This is a genomic window from Microbacterium natoriense (assembly GCF_030816295.1).
Taxonomy (GTDB): Bacteria; Actinomycetota; Actinomycetes; order Actinomycetales; family Microbacteriaceae; genus Microbacterium; species Microbacterium natoriense_A.
Genome location: NZ_JAUSXV010000001.1, coordinates 2,245,934 through 2,264,362, shown reverse-complemented (window position 1 = coordinate 2,264,362; position 18,429 = coordinate 2,245,934). Strand labels below are relative to the sequence as shown.

The following is an 18,429-nucleotide window of genomic DNA, read 5'->3' as shown; positions in this document are numbered from 1 at the left end:
CGTCACTCCCCTTCCACGCGCAGCACAGACACCACGCGCTCGACGACGGAGCTCTCGGCGAGAGCGTCGACGGTCGCACTGAGTGCCTCTTCGGTCGCGCGGTGCGTGCCGATGATCAGACGGGCGGTCGGCTCGGACTCGCCCTCGACGGTCTGCACCACGGTCGCGACCGAGACGCCGCCGTCGCTGAGGATGCCGGCGACGGTCGCGAGCACGCCCGCGGCGTCGGCCACCTGGAGGGTGATCTGGTAGCGCGTGGTGACGTGGCCGATCGGCACGATCGGCAGGTTCGCCCTCGTCGACTCACCCACGCCGACGCCGCCGGCGATGTGGCGACGAGCGGCGGAGACCACGTCTCCGAGCACGGCCGACGCCGTCTGCACGCCGCCCGCGCCCGCTCCGTAGAACATCAGAGGTCCGGCGGCCTCGGCCTCGACGAACACAGCGTTGTTGGCTCCGTGCACGTTCGCGAGCGGGTGGGACTGCGGCACGAGTGCCGGGTAGACGCGCACCGAAATCGACTCGGCGCCGTTCGCCTCGATGCGCTCGCAGACCGCGAGCAGCTTGATCACGAAGCCGGCTGCGCGAGCCTCCTCGATCATGGAAGCGGTGATCGAGGAGATGCCCTCGCGGTGCACGGCGTCGAGCGGCACTGCGGTGTGGAACGCGAGGCTCGCGAGGATCGCGGCTTTCTGCGCGGCGTCATAGCCCTCGACATCCGCCGTGGGATCGGCTTCGGCGTAGCCGAGGCGCTGAGCATCGGCGAGCACCTCGGCGAAGTCGGCGCCCTCGGTGTCCATCCGGTCGAGGATGTAGTTCGTGGTGCCGTTCACGATGCCCATGATGCGCACGACGCGGTCGCCCGCAAGAGAATCGCGCAGCGGACGGATGATCGGGATCGCACCGGCGGCTGCTGCCTCGTAGTACACCGACGCTCCGACACGATCGGCTGCTTCGAACAGCTCCGGTCCGTGCGTGGCGAGCAGCGCCTTGTTGGCGGTGACCACATCCGCACCGGAGCCCAGGGCGAGCAGGATGTTCGCTCGTGCGGGCTCGATGCCGCCGATGAGCTCTATCACGATGTCGGAACCGAGGATGAGCGAATCGGCGTCGGTCGTGAACAACTCCTTGGGAAGCTCGACGTCTCGAGGCGCGTCGACATCGCGGACGGCGATGCCGGCGAGCTCGAGAGCGGCTCCCGCACGGTCGGCGAGTTCGTCGCCGTGTCGCAGCAGCAGGCTCGCCACCTGGGAGCCGACGGCCCCTGCGCCCAGCAGCGCCACCCGCAGTCGTCGATACTCAGCAGTCATGGGGACTCCTTCAGAGGTGTGTCTGTGCCGGGTGCCGCAGGGGCGCCGGGCAGAAGGTCAGCGTGCGCTGTCGGTCACGGATGCGGGATCGATCCCCGCGTCGCGCGCCAGCACGTCGGCGATGGTCTCGCCGCGCACGATGACCTGTGTGCGGCCGTCGCGCACCGCGACGACCGGTGGACGGGGAACGTGGTTGTAGTTGCTCGCGAGAGGTGCGCAATAGGCCCCGGTCGCGGGCACGGCGAGCAGGTCGCCCGGAGCGAGGTCGGCGGGGAGGTACTCGTGATCGACGACGATGTCGCCGGACTCGCAGTGCTTGCCCACTACTCGGCTGAGCTGCGGCGCGCCGATGCCGGCACGCGAGGCGAGCCGGGCCGAGAACTGCGCGCCGTACAGGGCGGGCCGCGCGTTGTCGCTCATGCCGCCGTCGACGCTGATGTAGCGGCGAACGGCTCCCGAGCCGAGCTGCACATCCTTCGTGGTGCCCACCTCGTAGAGGGTGATCCCCGCGGTTCCGATGATCGCGCGCCCCGGCTCGAAGGCGAGAGCGGGCACCTCGATGCCCCGCGCGGCGCACCCTTCCGCGACGGCTGCGACGATCTCCCCGGCGAGCGTCTCGATGGGCGTGGGATCATCGACGCGCGTGTACGCGATGCCGAAACCACCGCCGAGGTTGAGCTGAGGCACCGGCCCGCCCTCGAGGAGCGCGGCGTGGAGCTCGAGCACCCGCGAGGCGGATTCGCGGAAGCCCGCGACGCCGAAGATCTGCGAGCCGATGTGGCAGTGGAGCCCCGCGAACTCGAGTCCGGGGATCTCGCGGATGCGGGCCACCGCGGTCTCGGCATCCGCCAGCGGGAAACCGAACTTCTGGTCCTCGTGCGCGGTCGCCAGGAAGCTGTGGGTCTCGGCGTGCACGCCGCTGATCACACGCACGAAGACGCGCTGAGTGGCATGCACGCGCGCCGTGATCGCCGCGAGCCGCTCGATCTCGATCGCGCTGTCGACGATGATCGAGCCGACGCCGACCTCGACGGCTCGTTCGAGCTCGCGCATCGACTTGTTGTTGCCGTGGAAGCCGATCGCCGCGGGAGCCACGCCAGCGGCCAGCGCGACCTCGAGCTCGCCGCCCGTGCACACGTCGACGCGGAGTCCCTCGTCGACGACCCAGCGTGCGACCGTCGTGCACAGGAAAGCCTTGCCGGCGTAGTAGACCTGCGCGGTGGTCCCGTTGTCGGCGGCTGCGGCGTCGAAGGCGAGACGGAAGGCGCGGGCACGCGAGCGCACCTCGTCCTCATCGATCACCAGCAGCGGGGTGCCGAAGGTCTGGGCCAGAGTCGTCGCGCGGATGCCGGCGATCTCGAGCGTTCCGTCGGAGTCGCGGGCGACGGATGCCGGCCACACCGCAGGGGCGAGGTCGTTGGAGTCGTCGGGCACGACGAGCCATTCCGGGGCGAGCGAATCGACAGGGGAAAGCAAGGAGCACCAATCGTGGATGATTCTCGGGCGGGATCGCGCACAGCGAGGCTGACCCGATTCTAGGGCACCCGCGAGCGGCCATCCGTCACGGTGACGCGCCGCGTCAAGCCCCTGGGTCGGTGCTGCCGCGGCTCGTAGTGTGGAGCGTGATGACTACCGACTCGCGCACCTCAGACATCCGTCGCCCTGGCATCGTGCAGCGCGCGACGGCGTCGGCGATCCGCTGGGCGCTCACGCTGCGCCCGGTGCGCGCCGCACTGCTGTACTCGGAGCGCCGCGGGCCGATGCTCGCCGACAGCGTCACCTACCGGGCGCTCTTCAGCGTGTTCGCCGGCGTGCTGCTCGGCTTCTCGATCGCCGCCCTGTGGTTGAGCGGGAACCCGGTCGCGTGGAAGGCGATCGTGAGCGCCGTGGAGGCGGCGATCCCCGGCCTCATCGGGAAGGGCGGCGTGGTGCATGTAGACGAGCTGCAGCAGCCGGTGTCGCTGTCGATCGCCGGCATCGTCTCGCTCGTCGGCCTCATCGGAGCGGCTCTGGGCGCCATCGGCTCGCTGCGCACGGCGGTCCGCGTCATCGCCGGTACCGCGCACGACGATGTGCTCTGGGTGTGGGTCGTGCTGCGCAACCTGCTGCTCGCGATCGCGATCGGCGCCTCCTTCGTCGCGTCCGCGTTCATCACTATCGCGGGCCGGGTCGGTATCACCTGGCTCCTCAGCGTGGTCGGTCTCCCCGACCGCTCCCCCGTCGCTGAGTGGGCTGTCCGCCTGCTCTCGCTGCTCGTCGTCTTCGCGCTCGACACGGCTCTGATCGCCGTCGTCTTCCGTCTCCTCTCGGGCATGCGCGCATCCCGTCGCTCGCTGCTGAGCGGCGCGCTGCTGGGCGGCGCCGGGCTTCTCGTGCTGCAGGAGCTGTCGGGGCTGTTCGTCGGCGGCGCGTCGAGCAACCCGCTGCTCGCCTCGTTCGCCACGCTGCTGGCGCTGCTGATCTGGCTGAACCTGTCGGCGCAGGTCATGCTCATCGCCTGCGCCTACATCGTCACCGCCCACGAAGAGGAGCACGACCGCGTGCGAGCACGGTTCGGCGCGACGACTTTCGACGCACGCCGAGTGCAGCGGGCGGAGGTCGAGGTGGCGATCGCCAAGGAGGCTCTGCGCGCCGCGCAGGATGCCGCGGCCGCGCCGGCACGGGAGAAAAGGTCCTGAGCGCTCAGGCAGAAACCGGGGGAACCCGATGAACGTTCGACGCGCATCCATCCGCGTGACCGGCGCGACGATCTCCCTCGTGGAATGGCGACCGGTCCTCCCCTCGGGCCGGACTGTGCTCCTGCTGCACGGCGGCGGGGCGGACAGCGCCGAGCTCTCGTGGGGCGAGGTGGGTCCGGCGCTTGCAGCCGCCGGGCATCGTGTGATCGCGCCCGACCACCCCGGATTCGGATCGAGCCCGCGAGCGGACTGGACCCTCAGCCAGGAGCGGCTCGTGTCATACGTCGGGGAACTCGTCGACGCGCTCGATCTCGCCGACTACACGATCGGCGGACTCTCGCTGGGCGGCGGCATGGCGCTGGGCCATCTCATCGACCGACCGGGCCAGGCCCGGAGCGCCGTGCTTCTGGGAACCTACGGTCTGATGCCTCGCCTCGCAGACGGTCTGCTCGGCCGATTCACGCACTTCGCCTCGTACTCTCTCGTGCGCACCGGCCTGCTCACCTCCCTCACGCGGTCCTACTCGCGCAGCCGGCGGGCGATGGAGCGCGGTCTGCGCGACATCGTCCGGGATCCTGCCGCGCGCACCCCTGAACTCGTCGACGCGGTGCTGGCCGAGGCCTCGGGCACGGGTCTCGCAGTGTTCGGCGAATGGCAACGTGATCAGGTGCTGTGGAACCGGCTCCGCACGGCGTATACGGGTCAGCTCCCGTCCATCGCCACACCGACGCTCCTCGTCCACGGAGACCGGGATTCCGGCGTACCCATCGGGCATGCGCAGGCAGCGGCGCGCCTGCTTCCTCACGGCGAACTCCTGGTGGTCCCCGAAGCCGGGCACTGGGTCCAGCGTGATCGTCCTCAGACCGTCATCCCGGCGATCCTCGATCATCTCCGAGACACCGGAGCGACGACCCGTCGCTGACGATGAGCACCGGCACCGTCAGCGTCCGGGGCAGACGCCCTTCTCGAGGAGAGTCGGGTCGGTCGCGATCGCGCCGTTCACGTCGACGTCGATGACCGCCTCGCTCCCGTCGATCGTGAGCGCCGTGAGGGTGATCCCGGCCGGCAGCTGATCGGCGATGCAGACGCGCTGCGGCTCGGTGAGCCGCTCCCCGATCGACCCGAGCGACGAGCCCACCTGAGAGGCGTCGACGACGAGACCGCCGACCGTGAGCTGCACCGGCGTGAGCTCGAGGTCGCCTTCCGCGACCCCCGGCGTGAGGGTGAGCGTGATCGGGACCGACATTCCGAGCACGTTGGCCGATCCGGCCACCGTCGCGTCCGGCGCATCGAACGCGACGGAGTCGACGGGCAGGTCGGTGCCTGCGAGGAGCGCAGTGAACTGCGTCTCGTCGATGCGGATGGTTCCCGCGGCTCCGTCCAGGTCACCGCCGCTGAGCGGCACACCGGTCGCGGTGACATCGACGGCGCCCGTGATCCCTTCGAGCGTCACAGCATCCGTCGACAGGTGAAGACTGTCCAGGCGGCCGCCGATGAGCTGCGGCAGCAGGATGCCCGCCGCGTCGACGTCGAGCTGCTGGTCTGCGGGCAGATCGAGCTGCTCGACCACCATGCCGCGGACGATGCCGGGGAGAAGCGCGCGGGCGAGAAGTTCAGCGGCGACGGCGAGCGCGGCGATCACCACGACCACGATGAGCAGGACCCACGGCCAGCGCTTCCGCCGGCGGGTGCGGGGCGGGGCCTGAGTTCCTCGCTCTCCCGGGATGACGAGCGTCTCATGCTCGCCGCCGGACTCGGGGTACGGCAGTGTGGGATTGTCGTCGCTCATCCCCCAATCCTGCCGCACCCGTCGGGTCACATGCGCTCGGGGGCGGACACTCCGAGGAGCGCCAGGCCGTTGCGGAGCACCTGGCCCGCGGCGTCGTTCAGCCAGAGCCGCGTACGGTGCACGCTCTCGACGGGGTCGTCGCCCTGCGGGATCACCCGGCAGTTGTCGTACCAGCGGTGGTAGAGACCAGCCAGCTCCTCCAGGTAGCGGGCGACGCGGTGCGGCTCGCAGATCTCGGCGGCGAAGCCGACGATGCGCGGGAACTCCTGCAGCGCACCGAGAAGCGCCGCCTCGGTCTCGTGCGTGAGCGTCTCGGGCGCGAACACGCTGCGGTCGACGCCGGAATCGGCCGCATTGCGAGCCACATTGTGCGTGCGGGCGTGCGCATACTGCACGTAGAAGACGGGGTTGTCGTTCGTGCGCTTCTGCAGCAGTTCGGGGTCGAGGTCGAGCGGCGAGTCCGCGGGCGAGCGCTCCAGCGCATACCTCAGCGCATCCGTGCCGATCCAGGCCTGCAGGTCGTCCATCTCGATGATGTTGCCCGCACGCTTGCTGAGACGGGCGCCGCGGATCGACACGAGCTGGCCGATCAGCACCTGGATGTTCTTCTCGGGGTCGTCGCCGGCCGCGCCGGCGATCGCCTTGAGGCGGTGCACGTAGCCGTGGTGGTCGGCGCCGAGCAGGTAGATCTTGTTCTGGAAGCCGCGATCGCCCTTGTTGAGGTAGTACGCGGCATCGGCGGCGAAGTACGTGTACTCGCCGTTCGAACGACGGATCACGCGGTCCTTGTCGTCTCCGAAGTCGGTCGTGCGCACCCAGACGGCGCCGTCCTCGTCGAAGACGTGGCCCTGCTCGCGCAGACGGTCGACGGCCTGATCGATGAAGCTCGTGCCGTCCTCGCCCTTGGCATGCAGCGTCCGCTCCGAGAACCAGACGTCGAAGGGCACGTTGAACCGCTCCAGCGAGCCCTTGATCTCGGCGAGCTGATAGTCGTAGGCGAGATCACGCGCGACGGTGAGCTGCTCGTCGTCGGGAAGACCGAGCAGATCGGGGCGGGCTTCGAGCACACGGCCGGCGAGAGCAGCGATGTACTCGCCCGGGTAGCCGCCCTCGGGCGTGGGCTCTCCCTTGGCGGCCGCGACGATCGAGATCGCGAAGCGGTCCATCTGCGCACCCGCGTCGTTGATGTAGTACTCGCGCACGGCATTCGCTCCGCTCGCGAGCAGCAGCCGCACGATCGAGTCGCCGAGGGCGGCCCAGCGCGTGTGGCCGATGTGCAGCGGACCGGTCGGGTTCGCCGACACGAACTCGACGTTCACGCTGACGCCCTGCTGCGAGTCGTTGTGGCCGTAGCTCTCGCCCGCGTCGACGATCGTCTTGGCGAGCGCGCCCGCCGCCGCGGCGTCGAGACGGATGTTGATGAACCCGGGACCGGCCACCTCGGCGCTCGAGACGCCGTCGATCGTGGCCAGGCCGTCGGCGATCTGCTGTGCGAGCTCGCGCGGGTTGGTTCCGAGGGGCTTGGCCAGACGCATGGCGACGTTCGACGCCCAGTCGCCGTGGTCGCGGTTGCGGGGACGTTCGAAGACGATGTCGGATGCCGAGAGCCCGAGCGGCTCGCCCGGACGTCGCTCGGCGGCAATCGGTGCGAGGACGGCGAGAAGGGCTTGGGCGAGCGTTTCAGGGTTCATAGACTCACAAGTTTACGGCGCGTCGCGGCCACGGAATTTGCAGGGCGGATGCGGTGATCTACAGTCATGCCATGAATGCCGCGTCCCGTCGCCGCCGCACGCTCCCCGCGGTGCTCGCCATCGCCGTCGTTCTGGCGCTCGTGGCCGTCGTCCTGGGTGTGTGGCGCCCCTGGTCGCAGGCCGCGTCCACGGCGCAGGTCGCCGGTGCGGGTTCCGAGGAAGCCGTCACGATCGCTCCCGCTCCCCTGGTGCTGCCGGAGCATCCGTCCGTCCTCGTCTTCGGCGACTCCTGGACGTACGGATCCGCCGCTTCCGACCCGACCCTGGGATACGCCTACGTTCTCGCCGAACTCCTCGACGGCGCGACGACCGTGAACGGCGTCCGTGGCAGCGGCTACCTGAAGCCGGGCCTCGACGGTCCGGCCTTCGGCGAGCGCATCGCCGCGCTCGATCCCGCGCTGTCGCCCGACCTCGTGATCATCCAGGGCTCGATCAATGACCGTGAACAGGGTGAGGCCGGCTATCGAGAGGCCGTGACGGCGGCCTGGGACGCGATGGCGGCCACCTACCCCGAGGCGCAGATCGTGATCCTGGGGCCGGCCCCGCATCTGCTGCCCGTCGGTGCCGGAACCGCCCGCATCGACACGGACCTCGCAGCCCTCGCCGCCGAGCGCGGCTGGTGGTACATCTCGCCCATCGGGGAGAACTGGATCACACCGTCCAACTACCTCGACGTGATCGACGTGGATTTCGGGCGCAGGCATCCTTCCACCGAAGGGCACCGCTATCTGGCCGAGAGGCTCTCCGCCGATCTCGTCGATCTCGGCGCTGCCCCGGTCACCGTCGCCGGTGGGTCGGAGAGCACCTCCAACCAGTGATATTGTCGTTCGGTGCGCCTCCGTAGCTCAGGGGATAGAGCGCCGGTTTCCGGTACCGTAGGTCGGGGGTTCGAATCCCTCCGGGGGCACGTTTTCGCGAAAGAGGCCCGTCCATTCGGACGGGCCTCTTCACGTTTCGCGGCGCTGAAGGGCGCACTGCGCGTGTCGCGTTATTCGCTCTCGCGCACGCCGCCGGCGACGCGTCGGATCTTGTCGCCCGCATCGTGCGCGGCGTTCTCCACGGCGTCGGTGACGTCGTCGACTTTGTTCTCCACAGCGTCGACGACCCGCTTGGTGAGGTTCGTCGCGCTCTCCGACGCGGCTTTGATGTGATCTCCCACAGACATGACGAGTTCCTTTCGTAGTGCGTTCTGGTACGCCGGCGATCGGCTGTCGTCGGTCAGCTCATCACTCGACTTCGGGATGATGAGACGCGATGTGAATGGGCTTCAAGGACCTCGCGCGTTCGATGTCGCCGTCGCGCTGGGGAGCGGCTGGACCCGATCGTCGGAACGCCGAGTCTCCTTCGCCGTCCTCGCGGGACGGCTGAGCTGTGGTCATGTCCTGACCGTACGCGCCGAACATGTACGCCCTCACAGGAACGCAATTAAGTTGTGCACAATTTAATTGCGTGCAATACTTCAGTCATGCCCGTGACCGATGAGATGGTGTGCTTCTCGCTGTACTCCGCCGCCCGCGCGACGACGCAGGCGTACCGCGCCCTGCTGGCGCCCTGGAAGCTCACCTACCCGCAGTACCTCGTGCTCGCGATCCTGTGGAACGAGGGAGAGCAGACGATCGGCTCCCTCGGCGACATGATGCAGCTCGACTCGGGCACTCTCTCTCCCCTGGTCCGCCGACTCGAGCAGACCGGCTACGTCACCAAGGCCCGCAGCATGAACGACGAGCGCGTCGTCACGGTGCAGCTCACAGCCGAGGGCACGGCGCTGCGAGCCGAGGTCGCCCCGATCCGCGCTCGGATCGCCGAGCTCGCGGGCATCCGCGACGATGCCCACCGCCGCCGCCTGATCGCCGAACTCCAAGAACTCACCACCCTGCTGCAGAACAGCACCCACTGAAAGGAATCCACACGATGGAAGCCCTGTACACCGCCGAGGCCCTCGCCACAGGCGCCGGCCGCAACGGCCGCGTCGCGACGAGCGAAGGCCGGCTCGACTTCACCCTCGCCGTCCCGAAGGAGCTCGGCGGCTCCGGCGACGGAGCGAACCCCGAGCAGCTGTTCGCCGCCGGCTACGCCGCGTGCTTCCACTCGGCGCTGCAGACCGTCGCCCGAGCACAGAAGGTCTCGATCGTCGACTCCTCGGTCGGCGCTCGCGTGCAGATCGGCTCGAACGGCGAAGGCGGGTTCGGACTCGCCGTGCAGCTCGAGGTCGTCATCCCCGACCTCCCCCACGAGCAGGCCGTCGAACTCGCGAACGCGGCGCACCAGGTGTGCCCGTACTCGAACGCCACCCGCGGAAACATCGACGTCGACATCACCGTCTCGGACGACTGAGGAGTAGAACCATGCGCGCACTCATCCATCACACCTTCGGCGAGCCCGAAGACGTTCTGACCGTCGAAGAGCGGCCATTGCCCGAGCCCGGCCCCGGCCAGGTGCGGCTGCGCATCGTGCTCTCGCCGATCCACAATCACGACATCTGGACCATCCGAGGCACCTACGGATTCAAGCCCGAGCTGCCCGCCGCGTCGGGCACCGAGGCTCTCGGCATCGTTGATGCGCTCGGCGAGGGCGTCGACGGTCTCGCCATCGGTCAGCGCGTCGCCACCGGCGGAACCTTCGGCGCCTGGGCCGAGTACATCGTCGCGAATGCCGCCGGACTCATCCCGGTACCGGCGTCGCTGTCTGACGAGGTCGCCTCCCAGCTGGTGTCGATGCCCTTCAGCACGATCAGTCTGCTGGAGTTCCTCGAGGTGAAGCCCGGCGACTGGATCGTCCAGAACGCCGCCAACGGCGCGGTCGGCCGGATGCTGGCGCAGCTCGGCGCCGCGCGCGGCGTGAACGTGCTCGGTCTCGTGCGCCGTTCTGCCGGCGTCGAGGAGCTGCGCGCTCAGGGCATCGAGAACGTCGTCGCGACCGACCAGTCGGACTGGGCCGAGCAGGCGGCGAAGATCACCGGCGGCGCGCCGATCGTCGCCGGTGTCGACTCCGTCGGCGGTGCCGCATCGGGCCAGGTGCTGTCACTGCTCGCCGAGAACGGCACCCTCGTCGCGTTCGGCGCGATGAACTCTCCGATCATGGAGATCGCATCGGGCGACGTCATCTTCAAGCAGGCGACCGTCAAGGGCTTCTGGGGAAGCAAGGTCATCCAGACGACGGATGCCGCGACGCGCGGCGCCCTGTTCGGCGAGCTCATCCAGCGGGTGAGCGACGGGACGCTCACGCTCCCCGTCGCCGGGGTGTTCGACGCGGCGGATGCGGCAGACGCCATGCGCGCGAGCCGCACTCCGGGCCGCGTCGGCAAGGTGCTGCTGAAGTTCTGAACCATTCGTGACGAAGGGCGGGGGCGGCGGTCCTCGCCCTTCGTCATGCCCGGCGTCCGAGGTCGCGCGCATACTGACGACATGGACATCACACTCATGCAGCCCGCAGGACTCGTCGTCAGTCCTGCGTTCAGTCACGTCGCCGTCGTTCCGCCGGGTGCCACGACGATCTACGTCGGCGGTCAGAACGGCGTCGATGAGACCGGTGCGGTCGTCTCGGCGGATGCCGGCGAGCAATCGCTCCGCGCCGTCGAGAACGCCCGCGTGGCGCTAGAAGCCGCAGGTGCCGGGCTCGAAGACGTCGTCAGCTGGACCGTCTTCATCCATCAGGACGCCGACCTGCGGGCCGCCTACGGCGCTGTCGCCTCGAAACTCGCGCGAGACGGGGCGCCTCCGCTCGTGACTGCGGCGATCGTGGCCGGCCTCGGACTTCCCGGCGCGATCATCGAGGTGAGCGCCGTCGCTGCGGTCATCCGCGGCTGAACACGCACGCGCACCGACCGTGTGACTCGTAAAGACAAGGTCACCGGTTCGGCGCTTTGCGACAGGCCTCAGATCCGGCCGCGCACCGGAGTGCGCTCGGAGGCATCCCCCTCGTCGGGCATCGTCATCTCCGCGCGGACGCCGAGCAGCCTGACCTCCCGCTCCCCGTCGAGCGTGCGGCCGAGGGCGAGGGCCGCCTCGATGAACTCGTCGCGGCTCTCGGTCGGCGCAGGCAGTTTGCGGCCGAACGTCTTCGTCTCGAACGGCGCGTAGCGCACCTTGAGATGCACGCGGACGACCGGTCGACCCTCCGCTGCGCAGTCGTCGAACGAACTGCCCGCGAGGGTGCGGATCGCCGCCTCGACCTCCTCGGCCGTCGTCAGGTTCTGCTGATACGTCGTCTCCCGGCTGTGACTGCGAGCCACCCAGGGCGTCGGATCGACGACTCTCGGCCCGATCCCCGAGCCGAGCTCCCGATACCAGACCCCCATACGCGGGCCGAACTCGCCGATGAGCTCCTGCTCATCGGCGTCGGCGAGTTCGCGAATGGTCTTCACGCCGTGGTCTGCGAGACGCTTGCTCACCTTCGGACCGACGCCCCAGAGATCTCTCGTCGGCTTCTCCCCCATCACCTCGAACCAGTTCGCAGCCGTCAGCCGGAACATTCCTCGAGGCTTGCCGAACTCCGTCGCGATCTTGGCTCGCACCTTGTTGTCGCCGATGCCGACAGAGCAATGCAGTCCTGTCGCGTCGAGCACCGCGGTCTGGGCCGAACCGGCGACGGATTCCGGGGCGTCGGAGGAGACGCCCAGGAAGCACTCGTCCCAGCCGATCACCTCGAGCACCGCCCCGGGCAGAGCGCGCAGCGTCGCCATCACCTCATGGGAAGCCGCCTCGTACGCCTGGTGGTCGACGGGGAGGAAGACGGCGTGCTCGGGCGCCTTGCGTGCCGCGATCTTGAGCGGCATCCCCGAGCCGATGCCGAACGCGCGCGCTTCATAGGACGCCGTCGACACCACTGCACGCTCGGTCGGGTCGCCTCGTCCACCCACGATCACCGGGACCCCGGCCAGCTCCGGCCTGCGCAGGACTTCGACGGCCGCGATGAACTGATCCATGTCGACGTGCAGCACCCAGTCAGCCATGCACACGAGTGTGACGGCTGAGCGGGACGCTGTCACCCCCTGAGCGGATGTCTCAGCTCAGCGAGACGCCGATCGCCGTCACGACGACGGCCAGCAGCGGCAGAGTGCCCTGCATGAGCGCCGCACGCGCCTTGGAGCGGTCGGAGAGTATCAGCACGAGCGCGGCCGCGAGCATCATGCCGGTGCCCGCGAAGACCAGCGTGAGTCCGACCGTCGTCGCACCCATGATGACCAGACCGACTCCCAGAAGGGCGGTGAGGGCGAGGAAGAGGTTGTAGAAGCCCTGGTTGAACGCCAGCTGCTTCGTGGTGACGGCATCCGCTTCGCTGGCGACGCCGAAGATCTTGCGGGTCTCGGGCTCGGTCCACTTCAGGGACTCGAGCGCGAAGATGAAGACGTGGAAGGCGGCTGCGGCCGCGGCGAGGACGAGTCCGGCGATGATCATGCATTCATCATCCCGCATCCGGGCCCTCACACCAGGAAGATCGGCAGCAGGCCCGGATTGTGCGCATGCACGAGCACAGCGAACACCACCGCATCGAAGAGCAGATGCACCGTGACGACGTAGGCGAGCGAGTGCGTGCGCAGGAAGATGAACCCCTGCAGCAGCGCGAACGGGATCGTCAGCACGGGCCCCCACGCGCGATAGCCCAGTTCCCAGAGGAACGACACGAACACGATCGCCTGCAGTGCGTTGGCGAGAGCATCCGGAAAATGCCGGCGCAGCAGAGCGAACACCGTGCAGATGAAGAACAGCTCGTCCCAGATGCCGACCGCGCCCACGCCCACGAACAGACGCGCGATCAGCTCGGGCGAGTCGACGACGGGCCAGTTCTGGTAGACGCCGCTGGTGATGAAGTAGAACGGGAGGATCAGCCAGCCCAGGATCAGCACGGCGATGAGCCAGCTCCACTGCAACCGGCCCCACGGGCGCCGGGCGCGCCACGGGAAGCTGATCGCGCGGTCGCGGAAGACGTATCGCGACACGAGATACGGCGCGGCCACTGCTCCTCCGAGCGCCAGGGTGAACCGCAGCATGGCGGGGTTGTCGAGCTCGGCGGCCAGCGGGATGACGCTCACGATCAGAAGACCCAGCGCGATCAGCGCGAGATCGCGGGTGAGCGATGGCTCCTGACGGATGCCGATCGCGCGTGCCGTCGAGCGGCGCGCCCCCACGCTCACGACCTCACCCTGTCGGCTGCGGCCCCGCTCGATGAACCAGGCGGCGCCGATGCCCACGGCGAGCAGCACCCAGCCGAGCCAGGCGATCCGCAGCACGAAGAACGCGGGCGCCGCGGCGCACACGATCAGAGCGGGCGCGAGGCCGGGCCAGACGGCTGCATCACGCCGCACGCCGCTCATGCGCGCGGTGTCCTCCGGTAGACGAGATCGCGGATGTCCCGGCCCTTGGCGATGCCCTTGCGCTCGAAAGCGGTCATGACACGGCCCTCGAAGCGTTCTGCCCACTCCCCCTCGTAAGCCCGCTCGAACAGAGGATCGGCGTCCAGAACCTCGCGCATCTGCACCGCGTACTCCTCCCAGTCGGTCGCGAGACGCAGCAGACCGCCGTCGCGGAGCGCACGAGCCGCGGTCGCGCCGAAGCCCTCGCGCACGAGGCGACGCTTGGTGTGCTTCTTCTTGTGCCATGGATCGGGGAAGAAGATCCACACCTCGGCCGCCGCGCCCTCCGGCAGATATGAGGAGAGCACCTCGGGCGCGTTCGCCTCGACGACACGGAGGTTGCGGGCTCCGGACCTGTCGGCGTCGAGCATGGTGCGGGCGAGGCCGGCGCGGAACACTTCGACGGCGAGGAAGTCGTCGTCGGGGCGGGATGACGCGGCCGCCACGATCGCGTGCCCCTGCCCTGAGCCGATCTCGACGAAGAGGTCCGCCTCGCGGCCGTACTCGGATGCCGGATCCAGCCGGGCCTCGGGATGCACGGAAGTCCAGGCGACGTCTCTCGGCACGTCGAGCAGGTAGTGCGCAGCGGGTTCTGCGAAGGCGCGCTCCTGCGCGTCGGACATCCGGCCGCTGCGGCGCACGAAGGACACCGGTTCGTCGCGGAAAGTGCGGGGTTCGGGCATTGTTCCAGGGTACCGGGGCGCTCCGACGGGCTCAGCAACACCGAGGAGGTCCGGGAACCCGTCGACGGGCCTGCTCAGCGGCCTGCTGGCTCCGTGACGAAATCGATCAGCTCCTCGACACGACCCAGCAGCGCAGGCTCGAGATCGCGATAGGTGTGCACCTTCGACAGGATGCGCTGCCAGGCGAGCCCCGTGTCGGCCTGGGTCTCGTAGGGCCAGCCGAATGCGCGGCAGATGCCCGTCTTCCAGTCGGTGCCGCGTGGGATCTCCGGCCATCTCGCGATGCCGAGGGCCTTCGGAGTCACGCACTGCCAGACGTCGACGAAGGGATGCCCGACGATGCGGATGTGGCGCCCATGCGGCCCGCGCGCGACGGCATCCGCGATCCGGGACTCCTTGGACCCGGGCACGAGATGGTCCACGAGCACGCCGTAGCGCCTGGTCGCGCTCGGCGGTTCGGCGTCGAGGAGGGCGTCGAGCAGATCGACCCCCTGCAGGAACTCGACCACGACGCCTTCGACGCGGAGATCGGCTCCCCACACCTTCTCCACGAGCTCGGCGTCGTGCTTGCCCTCGACGAGGATCCGGCTGGGAAGCGCGGTGCGCGCGCGCTGATCCGCGACGACGAACGATCCGGATGCCGTCCGCCTCGGCCCCTGCTGCACCGCCTTCGGCGGGACGAGCTTCACGGGCTTCCCCTCGACGAGAAACCCGCCTCCCAACGGGAACAGGCGCGTGCGCCCCTTCCAGTCCTCGAGTTCGACATTGCCGGCCTGCACCTTGGTCACGGCGCCGCAGTAGCCGTCGCCGGCGACCTCGACCACGAGATCGAGCTCGGCGGGCACCTCGGGCACCGGCTTCGCGGCGCGCTCCCGCCACCCGGCGGCGAGCACATCCGATCCATACCTGTCGTCCATGCTCTCCAGCGTATGTGTCTGCGCTGAGGGCGAACGCCCATCAGCGCCCGGATGCTGTCGCGTGTCGTCGTGTGTGCATAGACTCGACGCATGGGGGCACGGCTGCCGGTCGGAGGGACGCACATGAGGACTCGCTGGCTCGCGCTGGTCGCAGTGATGACGGCGCTCGTCGCGGGGCTGCTCTCTGCCTCAGCGGCATCGGCGACCGACCCCGTTCAGCTCGACCAGGGCTACGTCACCGACGACGCCGGCGTCCTCAGCTCGACTGAGAAGAAAGACGTCGAGGCTCGTCTGCAGACGCTGACCGAGAACTCCACGGCGGATCTGTTCGTGGTGCTCGTCGACGACTTCACCTCGCCGTCCGACTACGTCGCGTGGGCTGATGCCGTCGCACAGAACAACAGCCTCGGCCCCGAGCAGTACCTCCTCGCGATCGCGGTCGAAGGGCGCAGCTACTACATCTCCGCCGCGCAGGGCGGACCGCTCAGCGAGGGCAAGCTCGACGACGTCGAGGAGAAGATCCAGCCCCTTCTCGCCCAGGACGACTGGGACGGCGCGATCATCCTCGCGGCAGACGAGATCCAGGGAGACGGCGGGGCCGGTGCGGTCCGAGTGTTCCTGATCATCGGCGGGATCGTCGTCGCCGCGCTGCTGGTCTGGCTCATCGTCGCCTTGATCGCGCGCGGCCGACGCAACGCCGAGGCGCGCCGGCGAGGCGCCATGCCGGAGAAGCCCGACCCGAACGACCCGTTCTCGACCCTCACCGATGAGCAGGTCCAGACGCAGGCCGGCGCCGCACTCGTGCGGGCCGACGACGCGCTGACCTCCAGCAAAGAGGAGCTCGGGTTCGCGGTCGCGCAGTTCGGCGAGAGCGCCACATCCGAGTTCTCCGTGGCGATCGAAGCGGCGAAGACGAAGATGTCGGAGGCGTTCGACATCAAGCAGAAGCTCGACGACGAGATCGAAGACACCGTCTACGACCGCCGCGCGTGGCACATCCGCATCATCCAGCTCTGCGACGAGATCGACGACGTGCTCGATGACAACACCGAGGCCTTCGACGCCCTGCGCAGGCTTCAGGAGAACGCCCCCCAGGAGCTCGATCGCGTACGGGCCGAGCGCACCGCGCTGCAGCCCGTGCTCGCGGGCGCGGCTCCCGCTCTCGCAGCGCTCGCCGCCGAGTACGACCCCGCCGCGCTGAGCACCGTCGCAGACAATCCGGCCCAGGCGCAGGAGCGCATCGCTCTCGCCGACAGGTCGATCGAAGCCGCGGCCCAGGCCATCACGACAGGCAAGACCGGTGATGCCGCCTTCGCGATCCGCACGGCCGAACAGGCCGTCGCCCAAGCGGGGCAGCTTGCCGCCGCGATCACGACCCTCGGCGCCGATCTCGCCTCGATCGAATCCCAGGCGCGGACGCTCATGTCCGATCTGCAGGGCGATATCGCGACTGCGCAACAGCTCCCAGATGCCGCCGGCGCCACCGCCCAGGCCGCGGCGAACGTGCAGCAGCAGCTGCAGCAGGCGCAGGCGAACCTGACCGGGGACTCCCGCAGCCCGCAGCGTGTGCTGGAGGCCCTCACCGCGGCGAACACGCAGATCGACGCGGCCATCGCCCAGGGACGGGAGAGCATCGAGCGCGCTCGACGCACGCAGCAGATGCTCGAGCAGACCCTCGCCCAGGCCGACGCGCAGGTCCGATCGACCAGGGACTTCATCGAGACGCGACGTGGAACCGTCGGCAGCACCGCCCGGACACGCCTCTCACAGGCCGAAGCGGGGCTCAGCGAAGCGCTGGGACTGCGAACCGCGAACCCCGAGCAGGCGCTCGCCGTCGCCCAGAACGCGCTGGAACTCGCTCGGCAGGCCAGCTCCTACGCCCAGTCCGACGTCTCCTCGTACTCCTCGGGTGGCGGTTGGGGCGGCGACCCCTTCGGGGGCTCCCGTTCAAGCGGCTCCGGCCTCGGCGGCGACATCCTCGGCGGCATCATCGGCGGCCTGCTGTCCGGTGGTGGTGGCGGAGGCGGGTCATCTAGCCGCAGCGGGTGGCGCTCCGGCGGGAGCAGCGGTTTCCGCAGCTCCGGCTTCGGCGGCGGAGGAGGCGGCGGCGGTAGATCCGGGCGCTCCGGCGGCGGACGCTTCTGATTTCCATAGGCGCATAAGTGAAGATCTCAATCAGGACCCTCTGAAAGGAAACCGCATGACCAAGCAGTCCATCTTCGGACGAATCTCGACCCTCGTCCGCGCGAACATCAACGCGCTCCTCGACTCCGCCGAGGACCCGCAGAAGATGATCGACCAGCTCGTCCGCGACTACACGAACAACATCGCCGATGCAGAGTCGGCGATCGCGGAGACCATCGGCAACCTGCGCCTGCTCGAGCGCGACCACGAGGAAGACGTCCAGTCGGCGACCGAGTGGGGCAACAAGGCGCTCGCCGCGAGCCGCAAGGCCGACGAGATGCGCACCGCGGGCAACGCGGCGGACGCAGACAAGTTCGACAGTCTCGCCAAGATCGCGCTGCAGCGCCAGATCAGCTCGGAGCGCGAGGCGTCGGCGGCGGAGCCGCAGATCGCGTCGCAGACCGAGATCGTCGACAAGCTCAAGTCGGGCCTCAACGGCATGAAGGAGAAGCTCGGCGAGCTGAAGACCAAGCGCAGCGAGCTGCTGGCTCGCGCGAAGGTCGCCGAGGCTCAGACCAAGGTGCAGGACGCGGTCGGCTCGATCAACGTGCTCGACCCGACCAGCGAACTGGGCCGTTTCGAAGACAAGGTCCGCCGCCAGGAGGCTCTTGCTCAGGGCAAGGCCGAGCTTGCGGCATCCAGCCTCGACGCGCAGTTCGAGAGCCTCGAGGACCTCGGTGAGCTCACCGAGGTGGAGGCACGCCTCGCTGAGCTCAAGGCGGGCGGCACCGCAGCTCCGCAGCAGGCCATCGAAGGCTCCTGACA

The 18,429-nt window shown here is 69.1% G+C and carries 19 protein-coding genes and 1 tRNA gene; 10 read left to right on the top strand and 10 right to left on the bottom strand.

What is annotated here, in order from left to right; all coding sequences use genetic code 11:
- Positions 1-2 precede the first annotated feature (2 nt).
- Together QFZ53_RS10410 and lysA are read right to left on the bottom strand one after the other, a co-directional pair.
- On the bottom strand, positions 3-1,310 hold the full coding sequence (locus QFZ53_RS10410) for a homoserine dehydrogenase (RefSeq protein ID WP_307296066.1): 1,308 nt from the start codon (positions 1,308-1,310) through the stop codon (positions 3-5).
- A 57-nt stretch (positions 1,311-1,367) separates the two neighbouring features.
- Entirely contained in the window at positions 1,368-2,786 is a 1,419-nt protein-coding gene (gene lysA / locus QFZ53_RS10405) for a diaminopimelate decarboxylase (RefSeq protein ID WP_307296064.1), read from the bottom strand.
- A 149-nt stretch (positions 2,787-2,935) separates the two neighbouring features.
- Here lysA and QFZ53_RS10400 point away from each other — a divergent pair, with 149 nt between their 5' ends.
- Both QFZ53_RS10400 and QFZ53_RS10395 read left to right on the top strand, forming a co-directional pair.
- Positions 2,936-3,988: a YihY/virulence factor BrkB family protein gene (locus QFZ53_RS10400; protein ID WP_307296061.1), complete on the top strand. Its 1,053-nt coding sequence runs from the start codon at positions 2,936-2,938 to the stop codon at positions 3,986-3,988.
- Positions 3,989-4,016: 28 nt separating this feature from the next.
- Positions 4,017-4,910 carry an alpha/beta fold hydrolase gene (locus QFZ53_RS10395; RefSeq protein ID WP_307296058.1) on the top strand — a complete coding sequence of 298 codons (894 nt, stop codon included), beginning with the start codon at positions 4,017-4,019 and terminating at the stop codon, positions 4,908-4,910.
- An 18-nt stretch (positions 4,911-4,928) separates the two neighbouring features.
- Here the strand turns inward: QFZ53_RS10395 and QFZ53_RS10390 are convergent, their stop codons facing one another.
- Positions 4,929-5,777, bottom strand: coding sequence for an LmeA family phospholipid-binding protein (locus tag QFZ53_RS10390; protein WP_307296056.1), 849 nt, complete (start codon positions 5,775-5,777; stop codon positions 4,929-4,931).
- 26 nt (positions 5,778-5,803) lie between these two features.
- Positions 5,804-7,468, bottom strand: a complete 1,665-nt coding sequence (gene argS / locus QFZ53_RS10385) for an arginine--tRNA ligase (RefSeq protein ID WP_307296053.1) — start codon at positions 7,466-7,468, stop codon at positions 5,804-5,806.
- Positions 7,469-7,539: 71 nt separating this feature from the next.
- Between argS and QFZ53_RS10380 the strand changes: the two genes are divergently transcribed.
- Both QFZ53_RS10380 and QFZ53_RS10375 read left to right on the top strand, forming a co-directional pair.
- Positions 7,540-8,346 (top strand): SGNH/GDSL hydrolase family protein, encoded by an 807-nt coding sequence (locus tag QFZ53_RS10380; protein ID WP_307296049.1) that lies wholly within the window; start codon positions 7,540-7,542, stop codon positions 8,344-8,346.
- Positions 8,347-8,362: 16 nt separating this feature from the next.
- A tRNA-Arg gene (locus QFZ53_RS10375) sits at positions 8,363-8,435 on the top strand.
- Between the two features lie 81 nt (positions 8,436-8,516).
- On the opposite strand, the gene QFZ53_RS10370 is transcribed toward QFZ53_RS10375, so the two are convergent.
- Positions 8,517-8,693, bottom strand: a complete 177-nt coding sequence (locus QFZ53_RS10370; RefSeq protein ID WP_307296047.1) for a hypothetical protein — start codon at positions 8,691-8,693, stop codon at positions 8,517-8,519.
- Positions 8,694-8,993: 300 nt separating this feature from the next.
- Between QFZ53_RS10370 and QFZ53_RS10365 the strand changes: the two genes are divergently transcribed.
- The 4 genes from QFZ53_RS10365 to QFZ53_RS10350 all read left to right on the top strand — a co-directional run bounded on the left by QFZ53_RS10365 (position 8,994) and on the right by QFZ53_RS10350 (position 11,334).
- The gene (locus QFZ53_RS10365) at positions 8,994-9,425 is read left to right on the top strand and encodes a MarR family winged helix-turn-helix transcriptional regulator (protein WP_307296045.1); all 432 of its coding nucleotides are present in this window, start codon (positions 8,994-8,996) and stop codon (positions 9,423-9,425) included.
- Between the two features lie 14 nt (positions 9,426-9,439).
- The gene (locus QFZ53_RS10360; protein WP_292905240.1) at positions 9,440-9,862 is read left to right on the top strand and encodes an organic hydroperoxide resistance protein; all 423 of its coding nucleotides are present in this window, start codon (positions 9,440-9,442) and stop codon (positions 9,860-9,862) included.
- A gap of 11 nt (positions 9,863-9,873) precedes the next feature.
- A complete protein-coding gene (locus QFZ53_RS10355) occupies positions 9,874-10,851 on the top strand; it encodes a zinc-binding dehydrogenase (RefSeq protein ID WP_307296042.1) in 978 nt (325 codons plus the stop codon).
- Positions 10,852-10,932: 81 nt separating this feature from the next.
- Positions 10,933-11,334, top strand: a complete 402-nt coding sequence (locus QFZ53_RS10350; protein WP_307296039.1) for a RidA family protein — start codon at positions 10,933-10,935, stop codon at positions 11,332-11,334.
- Between the two features lie 68 nt (positions 11,335-11,402).
- On the opposite strand, the gene QFZ53_RS10345 is transcribed toward QFZ53_RS10350, so the two are convergent.
- The 5 genes from QFZ53_RS10345 to QFZ53_RS10325 form a co-directional block, all read right to left on the bottom strand.
- Entirely contained in the window at positions 11,403-12,479 is a 1,077-nt protein-coding gene (locus QFZ53_RS10345) for a DNA polymerase IV (protein ID WP_307296036.1), read from the bottom strand.
- Between the two features lie 52 nt (positions 12,480-12,531).
- Complete coding sequence (locus QFZ53_RS10340; RefSeq protein ID WP_307296034.1) at positions 12,532-12,924, bottom strand: DUF1304 domain-containing protein; 393 nt, start codon at positions 12,922-12,924, stop codon at positions 12,532-12,534.
- A 26-nt stretch (positions 12,925-12,950) separates the two neighbouring features.
- The gene (locus tag QFZ53_RS10335; protein ID WP_307296032.1) at positions 12,951-13,841 is read right to left on the bottom strand and encodes a CPBP family intramembrane glutamic endopeptidase; all 891 of its coding nucleotides are present in this window, start codon (positions 13,839-13,841) and stop codon (positions 12,951-12,953) included.
- Positions 13,838-14,563 (bottom strand): tRNA (guanosine(46)-N7)-methyltransferase TrmB, encoded by a 726-nt coding sequence (gene trmB, locus QFZ53_RS10330; RefSeq protein WP_307296031.1) that lies wholly within the window; start codon positions 14,561-14,563, stop codon positions 13,838-13,840. Before trmB ends, QFZ53_RS10335 begins: the two co-directional genes overlap by 4 nt.
- A 74-nt stretch (positions 14,564-14,637) precedes the next feature.
- The gene (locus tag QFZ53_RS10325) at positions 14,638-15,480 is read right to left on the bottom strand and encodes a DUF3097 domain-containing protein (protein WP_307296029.1); all 843 of its coding nucleotides are present in this window, start codon (positions 15,478-15,480) and stop codon (positions 14,638-14,640) included.
- A 90-nt stretch (positions 15,481-15,570) separates the two neighbouring features.
- Here QFZ53_RS10325 and QFZ53_RS10320 point away from each other — a divergent pair, with 90 nt between their 5' ends.
- Positions 15,571-17,625 carry a TPM domain-containing protein gene (locus tag QFZ53_RS10320; protein ID WP_307296026.1) on the top strand — a complete coding sequence of 685 codons (2,055 nt, stop codon included), beginning with the start codon at positions 15,571-15,573 and terminating at the stop codon, positions 17,623-17,625.
- A 55-nt stretch (positions 17,626-17,680) separates the two neighbouring features.
- Positions 17,681-18,427 carry a PspA/IM30 family protein gene (locus QFZ53_RS10315; protein WP_292905256.1) on the top strand — a complete coding sequence of 249 codons (747 nt, stop codon included), beginning with the start codon at positions 17,681-17,683 and terminating at the stop codon, positions 18,425-18,427.
- Positions 18,428-18,429: the final 2 nt, after the last annotated feature.